This is a genomic window from Achromobacter sp. UBA5777 (assembly GCF_002418565.1).
In the GTDB taxonomy this organism is placed as follows: domain Bacteria; phylum Pseudomonadota; class Gammaproteobacteria; order Burkholderiales; family Burkholderiaceae_B; genus Achromobacter; species Achromobacter animicus.
In genome coordinates this window covers 74,827-94,089 of sequence record NZ_DIEJ01000106.1, presented here as the reverse complement: position 1 = coordinate 94,089, position 19,263 = coordinate 74,827, and the positions used below count along the sequence as shown (strand labels likewise).

The 19,263-nt window shown below is 67.5% G+C and carries 11 protein-coding genes; 2 read left to right on the top strand and 9 right to left on the bottom strand.

Annotated elements, in window-relative coordinates; genetic code table 11:
* The first annotated feature begins 64 nt into the window (after window positions 1–64).
* The gene (locus B3446_RS28575) at window positions 65–2,146 is read left to right on the top strand and encodes a tetratricopeptide repeat protein (protein ID WP_291379508.1); all 2,082 of its coding nucleotides are present in this window, start codon (window positions 65–67) and stop codon (window positions 2,144–2,146) included.
* Between the two features lie 359 nt (window positions 2,147–2,505).
* Entirely contained in the window at window positions 2,506–5,856 is a 3,351-nt protein-coding gene (locus B3446_RS07915; protein ID WP_291379506.1) for an autotransporter outer membrane beta-barrel domain-containing protein, read from the top strand.
* A gap of 79 nt (window positions 5,857–5,935) precedes the next feature.
* Here the strand turns inward: B3446_RS07915 and B3446_RS07910 are convergent, their stop codons facing one another.
* From B3446_RS07910 to B3446_RS07870, 9 genes are all read right to left on the bottom strand, one after another.
* The gene (locus B3446_RS07910) at window positions 5,936–6,625 is read right to left on the bottom strand and encodes a hypothetical protein (RefSeq protein WP_291379504.1); all 690 of its coding nucleotides are present in this window, start codon (window positions 6,623–6,625) and stop codon (window positions 5,936–5,938) included.
* 127 nt (window positions 6,626–6,752) lie between these two features.
* Window positions 6,753–12,848, bottom strand: a complete 6,096-nt coding sequence (locus tag B3446_RS07905; protein WP_291379502.1) for an autotransporter outer membrane beta-barrel domain-containing protein — start codon at window positions 12,846–12,848, stop codon at window positions 6,753–6,755.
* 272 nt (window positions 12,849–13,120) lie between these two features.
* On the bottom strand, window positions 13,121–13,480 hold the full coding sequence (locus B3446_RS07900) for a Rap1a/Tai family immunity protein (RefSeq protein ID WP_291379500.1): 360 nt from the start codon (window positions 13,478–13,480) through the stop codon (window positions 13,121–13,123).
* A gap of 85 nt (window positions 13,481–13,565) precedes the next feature.
* Window positions 13,566–14,084 (bottom strand): lipocalin family protein, encoded by a 519-nt coding sequence (locus B3446_RS07895; protein WP_175122630.1) that lies wholly within the window; start codon window positions 14,082–14,084, stop codon window positions 13,566–13,568.
* 11 nt (window positions 14,085–14,095) lie between these two features.
* Window positions 14,096–15,178 carry an SAM-dependent methyltransferase gene (locus B3446_RS07890; RefSeq protein ID WP_291379497.1) on the bottom strand — a complete coding sequence of 361 codons (1,083 nt, stop codon included), beginning with the start codon at window positions 15,176–15,178 and terminating at the stop codon, window positions 14,096–14,098.
* Window positions 15,179–15,189: 11 nt separating this feature from the next.
* The gene (locus tag B3446_RS07885; protein ID WP_291379495.1) at window positions 15,190–15,957 is read right to left on the bottom strand and encodes a DUF1295 domain-containing protein; all 768 of its coding nucleotides are present in this window, start codon (window positions 15,955–15,957) and stop codon (window positions 15,190–15,192) included.
* Window positions 15,954–17,228 carry an SAM-dependent methyltransferase gene (locus tag B3446_RS07880; RefSeq protein ID WP_291379493.1) on the bottom strand — a complete coding sequence of 425 codons (1,275 nt, stop codon included), beginning with the start codon at window positions 17,226–17,228 and terminating at the stop codon, window positions 15,954–15,956. Before B3446_RS07880 ends, B3446_RS07885 begins: the two co-directional genes overlap by 4 nt.
* Window positions 17,225–18,001 (bottom strand): DUF1365 domain-containing protein, encoded by a 777-nt coding sequence (locus B3446_RS07875; protein ID WP_291379491.1) that lies wholly within the window; start codon window positions 17,999–18,001, stop codon window positions 17,225–17,227. The genes B3446_RS07880 and B3446_RS07875 overlap by 4 nt, the downstream gene beginning before the upstream one ends.
* Window positions 17,998–19,263, bottom strand: coding sequence for an NAD(P)/FAD-dependent oxidoreductase (locus tag B3446_RS07870; protein ID WP_191577868.1), 1,266 nt, complete (start codon window positions 19,261–19,263; stop codon window positions 17,998–18,000). Before B3446_RS07870 ends, B3446_RS07875 begins: the two co-directional genes overlap by 4 nt.

Genomic DNA, 19,263 nt, shown 5'->3' with positions numbered 1-19,263 from the left:
GCACTAGAATCTGCGCTTCACATTCCCCTTCAGGCCGCCCTGAGCGGCGGCCGCCGGTCTCACCATGGCCCCCAAGCCCCCACCGCCCACGCCGACGACAGGCGAGCTGCTTTCCCTGCCTGAAGCCCTGCGACAGGCCCATGCCCACTGGAGCGCCGGGCAGGCGGCCCAGGCGGAAATCCTCTGCCGGCGCATTCTGGCCGCGTCGCCCGGACAGGCCGATGCCTCCCATCTGCTGGGCCTGATCGCGCATACGCACGGCCAGCCCGCGCTGGCGCTCGACCTGCTGCGGCACGCTTGCAAGACAGACTCCGCGCCCGCGGTCTACTTCGGCAACCTGGCCGAAATCTGCCGGCAGCAAGGCCTGCTCGCTGAAGGCGAGGCCGCCGCGCGCCATGCCACGCAACGAGAACCCGGGCTGGTCATGGCGTGGAACAACCTGGGCATCATCCTGCAGGAGTCCGGGCGCCACGCCGACAGCGTCGATTGTCTTGAGCGGGTGGCGGAACTTCAACCGCACAGTCCGGAAGCCCTCAACAACCTCGGCAACGCGTACACGGGCGTGAATCGCCTGGACGAAGCGCGCCAGCGCTACACCCAGGCGCTCGCATTGCGCGGCGACTACGCCGAGGCGCACAGCAATCTAGCCTTCGTGCTGCGCGAACTAGGCGATTACGACGCTGCGGCAAACGCCGGGCAGCGCGCCATCGAATGCAATCCGCGCCTGGCGAACGCGTACATCAATCTGGCGGAAATCGAAGCGGCGCGGTCGCGGCCCGCGACAGCGATGCAATGGACCGAAGCGCTGCTGACCTTCGCACCCAGCCACCCGCAGGCGCTTGAACTGCGCACGCGTTTGCGGACGGCATGCGGCTTGCAGGCTGCAACAGCCGAAGTGCTGGCGGCGTCAACGGACGCGGCGCCAGTTGGGGCACACCCGGGCGCACGGGGCGCACCGGGCGCAGCAGCCGTCCCAGGCGCTGCGCTGGCGCAAGACTTGGATGACTTGGCACGCCGCGTCCGCGATCTGCTGACTGAGCGACAGAGCGCCGAAGCCGAGCGGCTACTGCGCGAGAACATGGACCCGCGCGGCGCGCCCGCCGTACTTTGGCGCCTTCTCGGTCTGGCAGTGAAATTTCAAGGGCGCGTTCAGGAAGCCGCTGACATTCAGGCCATGCTCGCGACAGCCATGCCCGGCAACCTGTCCGCCCGATTCGACCTGGCCGAAACGCGCTTGCTGCAAGGGGATTTCGAGCGCGGCTGGACGGAATACCGTTGGCGCTACAGCCTTTCCCATACCGCGGCGATGGACCGCAAGGTGCAGCGGCCGCGCTGGGACGGCAGCCGCATCGCGGGTCAGACGCTGCTCATTCATGACGAGCAGGGGTACGGCGACACGCTGCAATTCATGCGCCTGATCGACGCGGCCCGGACCCGCAGCGGCGCGCGTGTCGTGCTGGAAGTCCATCCCGACCTGCTGTCCTTTGCCCGGCGCCTCGTCGGCCCGGACGCCTTCCCGCGCGGACAGATACCCCCGCCGTTCGACCAGCACTGCGAACTGATGTCCCTGCCCATGGCGATCGGCCTGCGCATGGCCGACCTGCCGGGCCAGGTCGGCTACCTGTCGGCCGATGCGGCGCGCGTCGAGAAATGGCGCAAGCGGCTGGCCGGCTTGCCACGGCCATGGGTGGCGCTGGCCTGGGCAGGCAGACCCACTCATTCGAACGACGCCAACCGGTCTCTTGCCTTGGCGGATATGGCGCCCCTCGCCGTGCCCGGCATCACGTACCTAGCCATCCAGAAAGGCCCTGCCGCTGCCCAGGCCGCCACGGCCCCGGCCGGCATGAACATCGTGCCGCTGGATGCCGAGATCGCCGACTTCGAGGACACCGCCGCGATCCTGTCCCTGGCCGACCTGCTCGTCTCGGTCGACTCCTCGCCCGTGCATCTGGCCGGCGCATTGAATCGGCCCGCCTGGGTGCTGCTGCCTTTCCTGCCCGACTGGCGCTGGCTGTTGCAGCGGTCCGACTCCCCCTGGTATCCGTCGCTGCAATTGTTTCGCCAGCCCGCGCCGGGCGATTGGAAGCGGGTCATGCACGACTTGGGGCAGGCGCTGGCAACCCGGTTTCACCGCGGCCAGGCATGAACATGCGGGCGCAACCGGCGCCCAAGCCGGCGCGCCCGCAGTGACAACCGGAAAAAGGCCTGAATTTCGGCATTATTGCGGCCTTTGAGACCGCGGCATCGCCAGTAATGTGCGGGGTGAGATAGTACGCCCCAGCAAAAGGCCGCCTGTCTAGCCTCATACCCTGGCACCGGCCGCGCGGATAGTCCATAGCTCCAACGGTTGCCGCACATTCCAACCGAAATCGCCCCAGGCGGGAGCTTGCCTTGAAGCTGAAACACCGAAAAAAACGTACACCTTCTTTTCCCGTGGCATCCGCGCGAGCCGGCTCGAGGGCGGCGCCTGCCCGGTCGACGCAAATTCTGTCGGGTGTTTCCCTCGTGGCCGCCAGCCTGCTTCCCGGAATGGTCCATGCAGCGGGGTGCCTCACATTTGGGAACAACACGACGCTCTTCGGCTCCACCGACTGCATCGAATGGACGGGCGGTAACTTTACGATCACCGGGACCGGCACGCTCTCCGGCGCCGACATCGGTCTGCACGCCTCCGGCACCATTTCCGGCCGCACGCTGACGAACCTCGGCACCATCGTTGGCACACTGGCGGGCATGCAGAACGACGCCGTTCTGGCTCAGGTGCAAAACACTGGCTTGATCTGGTCCACCGGAACGGGCGTCACCGTGGCCGGCATCCGGAATACAGGGTCCGGAAGCATCACCAGCGTGGTCAACAACACGGGCGGCTCCATCGCCGGCGCACGTGCGGGGATCTTCAATGAGGGCAGCATCGCCACGATCAGCAATGCCGGGATGATCAGCAGCAACAGTTCCTTCGGAGGGACGATTGCAGCCATCTGGAACGACGGCGGAACGATCACCAACCTGACCAACACCGGCACCTTGCAAAGCGCCAAGATCGACGGTTTCCTCGCGGGGTTCGGCGTGGTCACCGAAAATGGCGCCATCGAAACGCTGCAAAACGATGGGACCATCGTCGGTCAGCTAGGCATCCTGGCTCAGGACAACGCCCGGTTAGGCACGCTCACGAATTCCGGGACCATCTCTGGCGACATCGCAGGCATTTTCATGGATGCCAGCACGGCGGGCACCATCACCAACACGGGCCTGATCGTGGGTGCGCCCAGCAGCGCCATGGGCGGGTCGTTCGATGCCGGCATCTACCTGTCCCGCGCCAGCAGCGTAAGCCTGCTCGCCAATAGCGGCACCATCACCGGCCGGAATGCGGCGATCCAGCTCGATAGCAACAGCTATATCAGTACGATCACCAACAGCGGCCTCATCGCGGGCGACCTGACCTCCGCCAGCGCCATCCCCCTCGTCATCGCAGGCGGCAGCGGCAACGTCTTCGGCACCCTTACCGGCGCGAGCGGCGGCCTGGGCGTGGCCGACAAAGGCCTCATCAAGGTAACGGGTGCAAACCTGGTGTTTTCGCGCGGAAACCTGCTGCTGAACAACGACATCGCTGCGGTGGGCCGTTCCGTCATCAACACCGGCGCGACCCTTCAGATCAACAACCCCATCACCGTCACGGGCGACTATTCGCAGACCGGCGGCGGACTGGCCTTCAACGTCGTCGACACCAGCAGCTATGGCTACCTGGACGTGAACGGCTCGGCGGCCATCAGCAGCGCGGCGATCAGCCTGGGCGGCACGGGTTTGGCCAATGGCCAGTCCTACACGGTCGTGCGCCCGACCGGGTCCGGCACCTATGCCAACAACACGGCGTTCGTCTCCACCAACAACGGCCTGCTCGCCCAACTGAGCGACGTGAACGGCGCGCTGACCGTGACCATCGCGCCCGACGCCCAGACCCACTACTGGGACGGCGCCAACACCGTGGCCGACGGCACGATTGCCGGCGGCTCCGGCACCTGGACGGCCAACGGCAAGAACTGGACCTCGACCGACGGCGCCGCCAACGGCCAGCTCGACCTGACCGACGTGCGGCCCGTGTTCGCCGGCGCGGCGGGCACCGTGACGGTCGACGCCAGCCACGGCGCAATCGCCGTGAACGGCATGCAGTTCTCCACCGATGGCTACCGCGTCACCGGCGACGCCATCGGGCTGACGGCGGCCACCTCGGCCATCGAGGTCGATGCCAACGCCACCGCCATCATCGATTCCAAGCTGACCGGCAGCGGCGCGCTGGCCAAGACCGGCAGCGGCATGCTGATCCTGAACGGCGTGAACACCTACTCGGGCGGCACCTCGGTGACCGCGGGTACGCTGGAGATCGGTGATGCCGCGCATCCCACCGCCGGCATCCTGGGCGACGTGGCCGTCGGCAGCGCAGGCACGCTGCGCGGACACGGCTCCATCGGCGGCAATGTGACCAACGACGGCGTCGTGCGCCCGGGCGGCTCCATCGGCACCCTGACGATCCTGGGCAATTACACGCAGTCCCCGACCGGCACGCTGTTCATCGACGTCAGCCCCACCACGGCTTCGCAACTGAAGGTGAGCGGCACCGCCACCCTGGCCGGCACGCTGAACGTGCTGTACGGCCCGGGCACCTACAGCGCCACGTCCTTCCGCATCGTCGACGCGGCCAGCGTCACCGGCCGTTTCGCGTCCGTGACCAGCAACGCGCCGGCCGAACTGGCGCAAAGCGTGCAGAATCTGGCCGACGGCAGCACCCTCACGCTGGCCGCCAGCGGCACGGATACTGGCGGCGGCACGGATACCGGCGGCGGTACGGACACCGGCGGCGGCACCGACACCGGCGGCGGCACGGACACTGGCGGCGGGACCGTCGTCATTGCCCCCACCAACGCCACGATCTTCGGCGCGGTCGCCTCGGCCGCCATCCGCGAAGGCCAACGTGTGAACGACACGCTGCTCGCACGCCTGGGCCAGGATTGCGCGGACGCCGCGACGCCCGCCAATTGCGCGCGCCCCGGCCGCCAAGCCTGGGCCCAGATCGTCTCCAACAGCGTCAACGTGCGCGGCAACGACGACGCGCCCAGCTACAAGGATCGCCATTACGGTTTTCTGGCCGGCCTGGATCAGCAGGTTGGCGCGTGGACGCTGGGCGTCGCGGGCGGCTATAGCCACGTCGATGTGACCGAAGACGAGGCAAGCGGCAAGATCGACACCCTGCGCATCGCAGGCTACGGCAGCCGCCGCCTGGGTGCGGTCACCATCGCCGCGACGGTCGGCGCCGCCTACGACTTTCTCCAGACGCGCCGGTCCTTCCCCGGCCCGGGCAAGGCCCGGGGCGACTCGGACGGCCAGGAGATCACGGCCGGCCTGCAAGCCAGCCTGCCGCTGGCTGCCGGCCCGCTCTCGATCACGCCGCGTCTCGGCCTGCGCTATCAATACCTGCACACCGAACGCTTCAGCGAAACGGGTTCGACCAGCCAGAACCTGGATGTCGGCGCCCAGGACTTCAACAGCCTGCAGCCCTATGCGCAACTCGTCGTGGGCCTGCCCTTCAGCATGAAGTCGGACAAGCCTGCCGTCGTCGAGGCCCGCGTCGGTTACGCCTACGAAACCCTCGACACCAACCGCGAGTTCCGTGCTACGGCGAGCGACGGCACCGGCTTCACGCTGCCCGGCGTGGCGCCTTCGCGCGGCATGTTCTCGGCGGGCCTGGGACTGACGCTGCCCGTCAGCAAGGCCATGGACCTGACCGCCAGCTATGACCGCCTGTTCGACACCGGCAACGTGTCGGGGCAGACATTCCAGTTGCAAGCGTCGTACCGGTTCTAAAGCGCGGCGGCATTCGGGATTTCAGCCGCCCGGCAAGCAACAAGGCCCACGCAATCGCGTGGGCCTTGTTGCTTTGAACTCAGGCAATCGCCCGCTTCGCCGTCCGCCGGCTCCGTCGGCGATACCACCACGTCAGCCCCGCCCATACCAGCGCCCACGCGCCCAGAATCGCGGCATAGAACGGCCAGAAAATGAAGGTGGAAACGTCATCCCACCCTGGCGCCGTACGCTTCAACCCGATGGGCGCGCTGATCTCCAGTTCGATCTGCTCGCCTTGAAGCGCTGGTCCGGCCTCTTCCACCGTGAACGTCAGATCCGACGACCCCTTCGCCAGCATCGGAAAGCCCGGCGCGGTCTCAAGCTGCGCGCCGTCGGCATGGCTTTCAGGCCAGAGCTTGCGATAGAAATGCGTAGCGCTGGCGCCACTGCGCGGCGCCGCGCTCACCGCGATGTCCAGCCCCTTGCCATCGCGCACACGGATTCGCACCGGCTCTCCGGGATTGACGTTGCGCGGCTTCGCGTCCAGCGCACCGATGCGCGTCGCGGAATCTCCCAATTCAGGCCGGTCCCGGCCCATCGGACCACCGAATCGCGCCTCCATCCACAGCGGCGCTTCGCGGATGCGGTAAACCTCGGCCCGCGCCGTCTGGCCGGGCATCAGCATGATGGGCGTCAGCGTCGCGTCGGCGGACGGTATGTAGCGCGCCATACCGAATGCGAACCACGCCATGGCGGCCAGCCAAAGCCCCCAACCCACCGTCAACGACATTTTGAAAAGCGCGCGCCACATATCAAAGACTTCCCGGATTTGCGAGCGTGACAGCGTACCCCATCTGAAGCGGGCAGTTTGACGCGCAATGGCTGGCTTCATGCAGACAAGCCCGGCGCCCCGCGCGTCAGAACGGCACCATGACCTTCAACGTCCCGCTATTGCTGCGCACCCGCTCCGAAAACTGGCCGTCATACTGCAGCCGGAAGTCCACGCTGCCGGCCCGCGCCACATGCAGGCCCGCGCCCACCTTACCCACGACGTTGTCGATGGGCAGCGACGTGTCGAACGATCCCGTGCCGGCCGGCGCGCCGCGCAGGCGCGCAGTCGATGTCCAATCGTCCTTGGACAGGAAAGACACGCCGGCATACACGAACGGCCGCAGGATGGCGCCGTTGGGCAGCTCGGCGCGGCCGCCGAATTCGATCATCGGCGACAGCCCCAGGATGAACTGGTCGCTGCTGTCGACCGACAAGGCCAGCGGATTAGAGCCCGACTCCTTGTATCCCGGCATGCGGGTATAGCTGGCATCGAAGTCCAGGTAGGGCTTCACATACATCTTGTCGAACGCGAACGTGCGCGCGGCGCGCAGACGGGCGTTGAAGCCATAGACATCGGGACGGCTGGTCAGCGTGTCCTGGTATCCCGCGATGCCGATGTTGCGATCCATGCGATAGCCGCCGTAGCCCCCGCCCACCGCTGCCGAGAACACCCACTGGCCGGCTTCGCGCTTGACCACCGCACCGGCATATCCGCTGTCGCCGTTGCCGCGCACGCCGCCGTCGGAAGCGCGCACCTTGCTGTTCTCATAGGCCATCGAGCCGCCGACGAACCAGCCCGGGCTGACTTCACGCTGGCCGCCGAACTGATAGGTCACCGTGTCGTAATCGAAGCCCGCCGTGCCCTTGCTGCCGTCCTGGTTGGTGTAGCGGCCCGTGACCTGACCCCAGAAGCAGTTCTGCTCGCCCGTAAACGCATCGACGCCGGTGAACGTGGGACACGACATCATCGCGCCGGTGAATTGCCCCAGGTTGGCAGCCGACTGCACCGCCGGGGCGGCCGTCACGCCCGGCGACAGGCTGGCCACGCTGTCCCGGTAAGTGCCCGCGCCCTGCCGCGATAGCTGGTCCAACTGCCCGAACAGCGGCGCCAGCGCGGAATTTCCGCCGGCATCCCAGATACGCTGCAGCTGAGCCGCGACCTGCCGCTGGTTGGACTTCAGGTCCATCGACGGCGCATTGAAGTCCGCCCCCGCCACTCGGATGCGCGTGGTCTGGCCGACCTGGCGGGTGGCGTAATCGAAGACCGGACTGTCCACGGCATCCACACTGCCTTGGGAATCGCCTTGCACCGTCAGCACCGTCAGCTCGCGGTCCGGCAGCAGCGCGGCGGCAAGCACGTCGACCTTGCCGTTCAGGTCACCGTTGCCCTGCACCACCATCTGCGACGCGCGCATCTGGTCGAAATCCACGTCGGCGCGCAGGACGCCGCTTTGCGACTGCTTGAAATCGCCGCTGACGGTCAGCGTCTGGAACTGGCCCGGCGAGCCGATCACGACCAGCCCCGAGTTGGCGACGTTGGCCTGGTAGGACACCGCCGCGTCGACCACACCGCCCGACTGCACGATGTAGTTGCAGGCGTCATAGGAATCCGTGTTGCCGCAATACACATTGCCGGAGACGGTGCCGTAGACGTTGAAAGTGAGGAAGGATCCCGCCGCCGTGGAGGAATCGCCGTTGAACGTCAACGCCGTGTTGGACAACGCACTGAGCGAACCGCCCGCATTGACGTTCACCACGTTGTTGCGCCCGTCCAGTATCCACACGCCTTTGCCGCTGTTCGTGCCGCCCGTGACGCTGCCGTTGATGTTGACCGTGACGCTCTGTTCGCTTTGACCGCCCTGGCTTTGCGCCATGATGCCCGTCGAGTCCGACCCCGTCGCGCTCAGCGTCCCGCTCTGGTTGACGGTCACGCTGCCTGCATTGCCCGTGCTGCCGCCCACCGACCCGGCAAAGCCGCCTTGCGGTCCGCCGGCCAGCCCGCCGCCGCCACCGATCGACTGCGCGATGATGCCGTAGGAATTGGCGCCCGCCGTCGAAAGCCGTCCGCTGTAGGACACCGACACGTTGCCGGCGGTACCGGAACTGAATGCGGTGGGCAGGAACCCGGCCGAGTTCGTGGTGATGAGTTTCGTCGTGTCGCCCAGGATGCCGCCGCCATCTGCGATGGACTGCGCCACGACGCCGTGTGCGCCGGCGCCATGCGTGTTCAGGGTGTACTGCAGATCCAGGTTTACTGCGCCGCTGTTGGCATTGCCGCCGCCCAGCACCGTCGCGCCCACGCCGGTCGCCGTGCCGGACGTCACGATCCCGCCGCCGCCGCCGATCGACTGCGCGATGACGCCGATCGCCCGGTCGCCATAGGTGTTCAGGTTCAGGCCGGTGGAGGCGTTGATCGAACCGCCCGCACCGCCAAGGCCGTTGCTGCCCGCGTGCAGGCTGAATTGCTGGCTGCCGGGATTGGCGGCCGATGCCGTACTGCCGGCCATCGCAATGCCGCCGCCACCGCCAATCGACTGCAACACCAGTCCGTGCGCGCTGTCACCGGTGGTCTGGATGGAGGCATAGCTGCCGCTGGTCACCGTGATGCCGCCGCCCGCACCGCCACCGCCACCCGTGGCCCCGACGCGCAGCGAGCCGTGCGCCAACGGCGATCCGGTGGCGCCCATGCCGCCGCCGCCGCCGATGGACTGCATGACGATGCCCATGGCGCCATAGCCGGCCGTGTTGAAGCTGTTGGTGCCATTGCCGTTCAGGAACGCCACGATGCTGTTGCCCGCACCGCCGCTTCCGCCCGAACCGCCCACGGAAATCGACACGTTGGACGAAGAGATGCTTGAAGACGCGGTCGATGCGCCGCCCGCCCCGCCGCCGCCACCGATGGATTGCAGCACGGCAGCGTCGGCGTAGTCCCCGAACGTGTTCGTGGAAGCGCCGATGCTCGCGGCGTTGGAAGTGGTTCCAATCGCGCCGCCATTGCCCCCGGCGCCGCCGTTGCCGCCCACTGACACGTTGAACTGATACGTCGTGCCGGAATCGCCCAGCGATTCCGACGAATTGTTCTCGCTGGTTCCGCCGACCGCACCGCCCAGACCTCCCGAGCCGCCAATGCTCTGCACCAGCAGCCCGTCCGCATCCGCCCCATGGGTGGTGACGTTGCCATCGCTGTTCAGGTTGATCGAGCCACCGTAGCCGCCGCCGGAACCGCCACGGCCGACGGACACGGTGCCTCTGACATCGGTCGAGCCGTCTTCGCTGTCGCTGTTGACGGCAAGGCCCACCTGACCGCCTTGCGATGCGCCGCCACCGCCACCGATGGACTGCACCAGCACCGCGCGCGCGCCGTCGCCGTGCGTGACGATCGTGCTGGATGGATCGACGGTAAGCGCCGCCGTGCCGCCCTGCCCGCCTGCGCCGCCGCTGCCGCCCACGTTCGCCGTGATGGATACGTTGGCGTCCACATTGGGACTGCGTCCTGTGGCCGAGCCCACGCCGCCCGCGCCCCCGCCCCCGCCGATGCTTTGCACCACCAGCGCGTTCGCGGAGTCGCCCCACGTGGTGATGGTGCTGCCCGACAGACTGAGCGTGGCGTTGCCGCCGTAGCTGCCGGACCCGCCGCTGCCGCCCATCGTCGATTGCACGGTGCCGCCCACAGAGTCGCCCGTGCCAACCAGCGTCGACAGCGCCGAGGCGCTGCCGCCCAGACCGCCGCCGCCGCCGATGGATTGCACCAGCACGCCCTGCGAATTCGCCCCATAGGTCGTCAGGATCGAATTGTTGATGGCCGATGACGCCGTGCCGCCCGCGCCGCCGCTTGCCCCGGACCCGCCCATCGCAAAGGTCACCGCAACGCCGAACGACGCATCCTCGTCGGGCACGGCGATCGCTAAGGCTTTCGCCACGGAGGCGCCACCCGCTCCGCCCCCGCCGCCGATGGACTGCACGACCACGCCATGCGCGTCGCCATTGGTGGTGCCCGACGATCCGGTCGTCAGGCTTGCGTTGGAAACATTGCCCGCTGCGGTGCCGCCCGCGCCACCGCTTCCGCCGGTGCCACCCACCGCGACCGACATGGCAAACCCGACGCTGGCGTCGTAGGAAGACGCGGCGCCGCCGGTCCCGCCGCCGCCGCCGATGGATTGCGACACGATGCCGTACGCATGGTCGCCGCTCGTGTTCAGGGTGTAGCCGCTCAGACCCACGGTGGACGTGCCGCCGTTACCGCCGCCGCCGCCCTGGCCGCCGATGACGGCGACCCCGCTTGCCGCACCGCCGTCCCCACCGCCGCCACCGATAGACTGACCCAGCATCCCGATCGAACCCGCCCCGCTGGTGGTCAGCGCGCCGGACTGGCTGACGTTGACCGTGCCGCCGGACACTGCGGTGCCGCCTGCGCCGCCCAACGCGACGATGCCGCTGCTGACGCCCGCAGTACCGCCGCCGCCGCCGATGGCCTGCGCCGAAATCCCGTGCGACGACTGCCCGGTGGTCGAGATCGACGACTGGCTGTTGATCGTGACCGAGCCGCTGGCTCCGCCGATGCCGGCATTCGCGCCCGCGTTGCCGAACAGTTCGAAGTTGGCCGTGGTGGTGCCGCCGATGCCGCCCATCGACTGGCCGAGAATGCCGATGGAGTAATCGTTCAACGTCTGAATGGAACCGCCGGTCGTCGTGACCGTGACCGCGCCGCCCGCGCCGCCGCTGCCGGCATTCTCGGGCGTGAAGTCGATGATGCCGCTGCTGGTTTCGACACCGCCGCCCGCACCGCCCAGGCTGCTGGCCGAAATACCGGTGGACTGCAAGCCATTGGTGCGGATGCTGGCATTGCCATTCATGACGACGCTCACCGTGCCGCCATTGCCGCCGACCGCGCCATTGCTGTCCTCGCGGCCCGCGCCGCCGTTGCCGCCTTGCGTGATCACGTTGACACCGGGCACGTAATCGCCGGAGGTCGTGACCGACGATCCGCTGTTCAGCGTGACGGCCGTCGTGGTGCCGCCATTGCCGCCGCCGTATCCACCGATCTCGCCGCTGGTATTGGTGATCGTCTGCGGTCCCATACCTCCGTTGCCGCCCAGCCCGATGACGACGATCCCGCCGGACACTTTTGACAGGCTTGTGGGTTGCACAGTTGAGGTGCTGGACACGGACACCTGGCCCGAGTTCACCACGCTCATCGCGCCGAACTGGCCGCCGGTGCCGCCGTTGTCGCTGCCGTCCTCGGAGGTCATGCCGTTGCCGCCCTGGCTCAGGACGTACAGACCGCGCACGCTGCTCAGGGCCGTCCCGCTGACATTCACGGTGACCGAGCCCGTATTGGTGATGATCGTCGGATTCGAGTAATTGACCGAGCCGCCGCTGGAGCCATTGCCGTTGTATTGCCCGCCATTGCCGCTGATGGATTCCGCGCCGATGCCCCATGCATAACGCGACGTTGAACCGGTGACCGAAACCACCCCGGAATTCGCGATGTTGACGATATTGCTACCGCCCCCGGTGCCGCCGACCTGGTCGCCCGTGGCCGCATTGTCCTGGTTCCCGCCCGTCCCGCCGATCGTGGCGCCGTAAAGGCCCACGCCGCCATAAGGCAGATTCAAGACGCTGACGTTGCCGCTATTCGTGATCGTCACGGCGGAACCGTCGCCCCCCCGGCCGCCATTGCCCCCGCCGATGACGGTGACGTTGGCATTGGCGCCGATGCCGCCGACCGAGACGCCATAGATCCCGAACTGCGCGCCGGAATCCGCCCAGATGCCAGGCCCGCTGCCCTGCGCGCTGGAGGTCGGCGAGTTCTGGACGGTAATCGTCCCGCCGTTGTTGTTGATGGTGATCGTGCCGCCGTTACCGCCATTCGTCGCATTGTTGCTGGTATCGCTGGACCCCTCGCCGCCCGTCAGGCGAACAAAGATGCCACCCTGCGGCGCGCTCGGTTGCAACACCGCGCCGTTATTGATCACCGTGTAATTGCCGCCATAGCCGCCGACGTTGTCGCCGGTGCCGGCGCTGGCCGTATTGACCACGTTGACCTGCGCGCCGGCCCCGCCCTGGCTGGACGAAATGGTGCAGGTGGTGGAATTGGAGGGGTTGGTGTCGACCGATGGGCAACTCAACGCCGCGGCGGCGGGTTGCGCCATGACCAGACCCACGGCGGTGACGGAGAGCATCTCGCGCCAATCTGGTGGACGCAGCAGCGAACGACGCGGTTCGAGGCCCCCCAAAGCAGCGGCTCTGGCTCGCAAAGGTCGCTTTGCAGTCGGCATGCCCATCGTCATCCCCTCGGCGCAAACCCGTAACAACGGGCCGCATAAGTTTTCTGATTTTTTCGGCTTCGGGATTTTTACCAGGGTCGCGTGCCTTTGCACAGCAATGTTGCACTTCGGTCAGGATGCTGCCGGGGCGGCGCCAACGCATTGGTGCGCGCCAACAACGGCGCGCTTTAACGGCAAGGAAACGACCGCGCCAGCGCCTCGCCCACCAGCGGTCCGGCGTTCCCATTCAGACGCCCCTCGGGCAGCGCAGTCAGATAGCTGTGCACCCTGTCCATCAACTCATGCGGCAGCACACCCGTTCGGGTGCACCAGAGCGTTCCTTGCGTTTGATCGGCAATCCCGCTCACATAGGCCTGCGCATACGCCGACGAGAACTGGCGACCCAGCGAGGCATCGCGAATCTCCGACGGCATTTTTCCTTCCATGGCGGCGATCAGATCGGCGCCGGAAAAATGCCAGGTCCGAACTTCCTGCGCCTGGCTTGCCACCGAGGCAAACAGCATGCAGATCAGCGCCACGCGTCTCATTGTCTTCGTTCCTCTTCGCCACGACATGGGCATTGGAGCGAAGGATAGCGCAGGCGGGAAGGCGGCCGAGCCCACCCGTCCGCAATCACCGCTCGCAACGCTGCGGCACCTTGCGGGGCGCTTCCGTATAACCCAACGCCGTCACCCTGCTCAGCAGATCGGCATAGACCGCATCGTCCAGGCACGGCACCCGGGCCATGATCCAGACGTAATCACGCTTGGAGCGGCCAACAATGGTGATCTGGTACGACTCGTCCAGATAGGCGATGACGTACTCGGCCTTGATGGGCCAGATGAACTGCATGCCCCATACCGCATTGCCGGTGCCGGGCCGCACGGTGGCCACCGGGTGCATGGTGTCGATGGGCGCCTCGAAGCTGCCATCGCGGTAGCGGAAATCCGTCTGCACCCGGCCGTCCGGCAGCAACCGATAGCTTTCCACGGCGTCGTAGGCGTTGCGCTCGGGCCAACTGGGAATGTGGGCGATCACATACCAGTCGCCCATGAAACGGTTCAGGTCCACGTGAGCCACCGGCGGCATGGGCGGCGGCGACGCGCAGCCGGCCAGCAGGGCCGTCACGCCAATACACAGGTTTCGCAACATGAAGGTTCTCCTCAAGGCCGCGTGTAGCGGTAGTGCGCCACGCCCCACTGCTGGCCGTCGTCATAGCCGAAGAGCTCGGCGCAGGCCATCCAGAACATGCGCCAGCGCTGGTGCCACAAACGAGCCAAGGACGGGCCGTAAGCTTCTGCCAACGCCGCCCGCGCTGTTTCCCGTCTCGCGTCCTGGTTGGCCAGCCAGTGATTGGCGGTGCGGGCGTAATGCGTGCCGTCGAGGAACCAGCGCTCCTCAAGTCTCAGGTCTTGCTGGAAGTGCAGCAGCGTCTGCGCCGACGGCATGATGCCGCCGGTAAAAAAGTGCCGTCCCATCCAGTTGCCGGCGCCGTCGGTCTCGAACGGGTAGGCGCGTTCGCGGTGCGCGAAGATGTGCACGAACAGCTTGCCGCCGGGCCGAAGCCACTGCGCAATGCGCGCCATCAGGTCCTCGTAGTTGCGCATGTGCTCGAACATTTCCACCGAGACGCAGCGGTCGAAAGCGGCGGCGGGCATCGTCAGCACATTCACATCGCAGGTCACGACGCGCACGTGCGACCAGCCGCGCTCGCGGCAGCGCGCCTCGATGTGTTGGCGCTGGGTGGCCGAGTTCGACACCGCGGTGATGCGCGCGTTGGGATAGCGCTCGGCCATCCACAGCGTCAGCGACCCCCAGCCGCAACCCAGCTCCAGGATGTCCTGGCCGTCAGCCAGCTCGGCACGCTCGCCATACAGGCGCAGCATGGCGGTTTCGGCCTCGTCCAGCGATTCGCTGCCGGTCGGGTAAAGGCAGCTTGAATATTTCATGCGCGCGCCCAGGCAAAGCTGGAAGAACGCGGTCGGCAATTCGTAATGCTGGGCGTTCGCGGCATCGGTGTGGATGGCGACGGCGCTGGTGCGCAGGCCGGCGATAAGCTGGCGGTCGCGCTCGGTCCATACCTCGATGCCACCGGCGTACTCCTGCGCCAAACGCTCGGCGCAGAGGCGCCGCATGCCCAGGCGCAGCAACCCATCGGGCAACAGGCCGCGCTCGGCCAGGCCGAGCAGACCGGGCGCGGGGCGGTCGGCGGGCAAAGGAGTGTCGTGCAGCGTCGCGGTCGTCATGGCATGCCTCGTCAGGATTTCGGGAACCAGGGAAAGAACGCCGGCGTGCGGCGTTGGTAGTCGCGATAGTCGTCGCCGCGCGTACGCAGCGCCTGTTGCTCAGTGAACGGAATGCCGCTGATCCAGCGCAGGAACACATACATCAGCACCGGCCCCAGCCAGGACATCCACGCCAGCGGCGAGCCCCACGCCAGGGCGACGTAGGCGAACCAATGGCACCACTCGAAGAAATAGTTCGGATGCCGCGAATAGCGCCACACGCCGTGCCGGCAGGTCAGGCCACGGTGAGCAGGGTCGTCGCGGAAGCGGTCGAGCTGGCGGTCGGCGATCACCTCGCCCGACAGGGCGGCCAGCCAGATCAACAGGGCCAGCGCCATGGGCCAGCCCTGCGCCGGGCTGGCGCCCGCCGCCAGGAAGGGCAGGCAGAACAGCATCACCAGCCCGGCCTGGAACATGAACAGGCCGAAGAACTTGCCCTGGTGGCCCTGCCAGTGCTCGCGCAGCGCACGATAACGGCCGTCCTCGCCAGTGCGCACGCGCCGCCACAGATGCCATGCCAGCCGCAACGACCACACCCCAGCCATCAATGCCAGGGCGAGCCTGGCGGCAAGACTGCCCGCGCCAGTGGCGGCGATCAGCAATGCCGCCGCGCCCATGCCCAGCGCCCACACCACGTCGACGATGCCGGCGTTGGCGCGGCGGCGCTGCCAGCGCCAGGCCAACGTCATGGCGCCGATCATGCCCAGCGCGATGCAGAACCATTGTTGCCAGATCGTCATGGCGCCTCCCGCACCCAGCGCTCGCCCTCGGGGCGCGCCTGCGGATGCGTCAGCAGCAGGTGTGCAACGCCGATGGAGCGTTCGCGAAAGCCGCCTTCGCAGTACGCCAGGTAGAACTCCCACAAGCGGCAGAACCGTGCGTCAAAGCCCTGCGCCCGCACCTCGGGCTGCCGCGCCAGGAAGCGCTCGCGCCAGACTTGCAGCGTGCGCGCGTACGACAGACCGAAGTCCTCCAGGTGCACCAACGCCAGATCGCAGGCGCGGGTCTTGGCGCGCAGCATGGCATCGATGGACGGAATGAAGCTGCCCGGGAATATGTGGCGCTTGATGAAATCCACCGCGGCCAGCGCCTGCGCATAGCGGTGATCCTCGATGGTGATGGCTTGAATCAGCGCGCGGCCATGCGGGCTGAGCAGGCTGGCGACCTTGGCGAAATAGGCCTCCAGGAAATTCGCGCCAACGGCTTCGATCATTTCCACCGACACCACCTTGTCGTACTGGCCTTGCAGATCGCGATAGTCCCGCAGCACGACGCTGACCCGATCTTGCAGGCCGGCGGCGCGCACCCGCTCGACCGCCAGGTCATGCTGCTCGCGCGAGAGCGTGGCGGTGGTGACGTGGCAGCCGTAATGACGCGCCGCGTGGATGGCCAAGCCGCCCCAGCCGCTGCCGATCTCCACCACGCGATCCGAGGGACGCAGCGCCAGCTTGCGGCAGATCGTCTCCAGCTTGCGATGGGACGCCGCCTCCAGCGTGTCATCGCCGTCGGCCCACAACGCCGCCGAATACATCAGATCGTCCGACAGGAACAACGCAAAGAACGGATTGCCCAGATCGTAGTGGGCGGCGATGTTGCGGCGGCTGCCATCGCGGGTATTGCGGTTGCCGGCATGCCAGCGCCGCAACGCCCAGCCGGCCAGCCGCGCCAGCCCCGACTCCATGGCGTCCAGCGTGTCGCGGTTGCGCACCAACAGGCGCACCAGTCCGACCAGGTCGTCGCAGCGCCACAGGCCGTCGCCGTAGGCTTCGCCCGCGCCGACGCTGCCTTGCGCGGCCACCAGCCGGTAAAAGCCCAGGTCACTGACCGTCAGGCGCACGCACGGCTCGCCGCGGCCCAGCGTGACGCTGCCCAGCCCGTCTTCGATCAGCAGCCGGCCGTGGTCCAGTGCCGCCAGGCTGGCCAACAGGCGCTGGCGCAACAGCCGCTCGAGCGGACTGGCGCGGCGGCTGGCCGCGACCGAGGCATGTTCCGAGGGCGTCATGGGTTTCATCGCGGTTCTCCGTTGGGCGTGCGGGGATGGTCGTAGACGGGATTGCGCTTGAGCCAGAGGCGTAGCGCCTGCCAATGAATGGCGCCGACGACTTGCAGCGTCATCAACGGGTAGCGCCACAGCAGGCGCGCCAGCGCGGCGCCGTCCAGCGTGCGGCGTTGCAGAGCCAGACGCGCGTCAAACTGCGCCACGCCCGCCCGGCTGACCCGCATGTGCACCCGCAGGTCGTCGCCGGGCAGGTTGAAGCGCCAGTCATAGGCGCAATCCATCGGCAGAAATGGCGATACATGGAAGCGCTTGTCGAAGCGCCAGGCCAGGGCGTCGCCCTCGCGCTGGGCGGCGGTGGCCGGCAGCACCACGCAATGGCGCTGCTTCCACGGCGTATTGGTGATCTCGGCCACGATGGCCGCCAGCGTCTGGCCATCCGCGTCAAAGCAGTAATAAAAGCTCACCGGATTGAAGACGTAGCCGGCGTAACGGGGGTGCGCCAGCAGCCGGATCGGCCCGTCCGGCACGTCTCCCAGATGCGCCCGCAGGCGTTGCCGAACCGCCTGCGCCAGCGGCAGGCCTTCGCTGGCGTCGAGATAATCGGCCCTTCGCCACTGCGCCAGATTGGGCCGCTCCACCGACCACAACCAGCGATCCTGGAACACGCGGTCGATCTCGTCCAAGTCCAGGTAAAGCTGCGCCATGCGGTAGCCGAAGCCATGCGCGTGCGGATGGTGGCGCCGGTGAGTCACCCGCCCCTCGTAGACGGCGCTTTGCTGGATCATGCCGCCTCCCTCTCCCACACCCGCGGCTGTTCCAGGATGCCGCGCACCACGTCCAGCGCGCTCGCCACGCCGTCTTCATGAAAGCCCCAGCCCCAATAGGCGCCGGCGTACCAGCTGCGCCGGCGACCCGATATGTCCGCGCGGCGCGACTGCGCGGCCACGGACTCGTGGGTGTACACGGGGTGGTGATAGCGCATGCGCGCCAGCACCGTGTCCGGATTGATGGCATCGCTGCGATTCAGCGTCACGATGAAAGGCTGCGGCGACCTGATGCCCTGCAGCAGGTTCATGCAATAACTGACCGAACACGGCGCGTCCGGATCGGCCGGCACATAGGCGTTCCAGGCGGCCCAGGCCTTGCGCTGGCGCGGCAACAGGCGCGGGTCGGTGTGCAGCACCACGTCGTTGTCCTGGTAGGTGATGGCGCCGAGGACCTCGCGTTCCTGCGGCGTCGGGTCGGCCAGCAGCGCCAGGGCCTGGTCACTGTGGCAGGCGAAGATCACTTCGTCATGGTGGTCCTGGCCATCGGGCGTCATCACCTGCACGCCGCCCGGCAGGCGCCGGACGGCGCGCACGGCGCAGTTCAGCCGCTCGCGCACTGTCCACTGCCGGCGCATGGCGTCGATGTAGCGGCGCGATCCGCCCTGCACCACGCGCCACTGGGGCCGGCCGCTCAGGCGCAGCATCTGGTGGTTCGCCATGAACCGCACCAGGTATCGCGCCGGAAACGCCAGGATGCGCGAGGCCGGCGATGACCACAGCGCCGATGCCATCGGAATCAGGTGGTCGGTGCGGAACGCCTCACCGTAACGGTGTTGCGCCAGGTATTCGCCCAACGTAGGCCCCGGCTCCGGCGCGCGCAGCAGCGCGGGCGCCTCGCGGTAGAAGCGGATCAGGTCGCGCACCATGCCCAGGAATCGCGGCGACAGCAGGTTGCGCCGCTGGCAGAACAGCGTGTCCAGCGAGGCGGCGTTATAGGCAAGGCGGTCCGCTTCCTTGTGCACCGAAAAGCTCATGGTGGTGGGCTGCGACGCCACGCCCAATTCCTCCAGCAGCGCCGTGAAATTCGGGTAATTGAGCGGGTTGTGGACGATGAATCCGCTATCGACCGCATAGCGCCGGCCGCCCTGTTCGACCCTGTGCGTATGCGTATGCCCGCCCAGATAGTCGTTGGCCTCGTACAGCGTGACATCGTGGTCGCGGCCCAGCTTCCAGGCGCAGACCAGTCCCGCGATGCCCGAACCGATGATGGCGATGCGCAT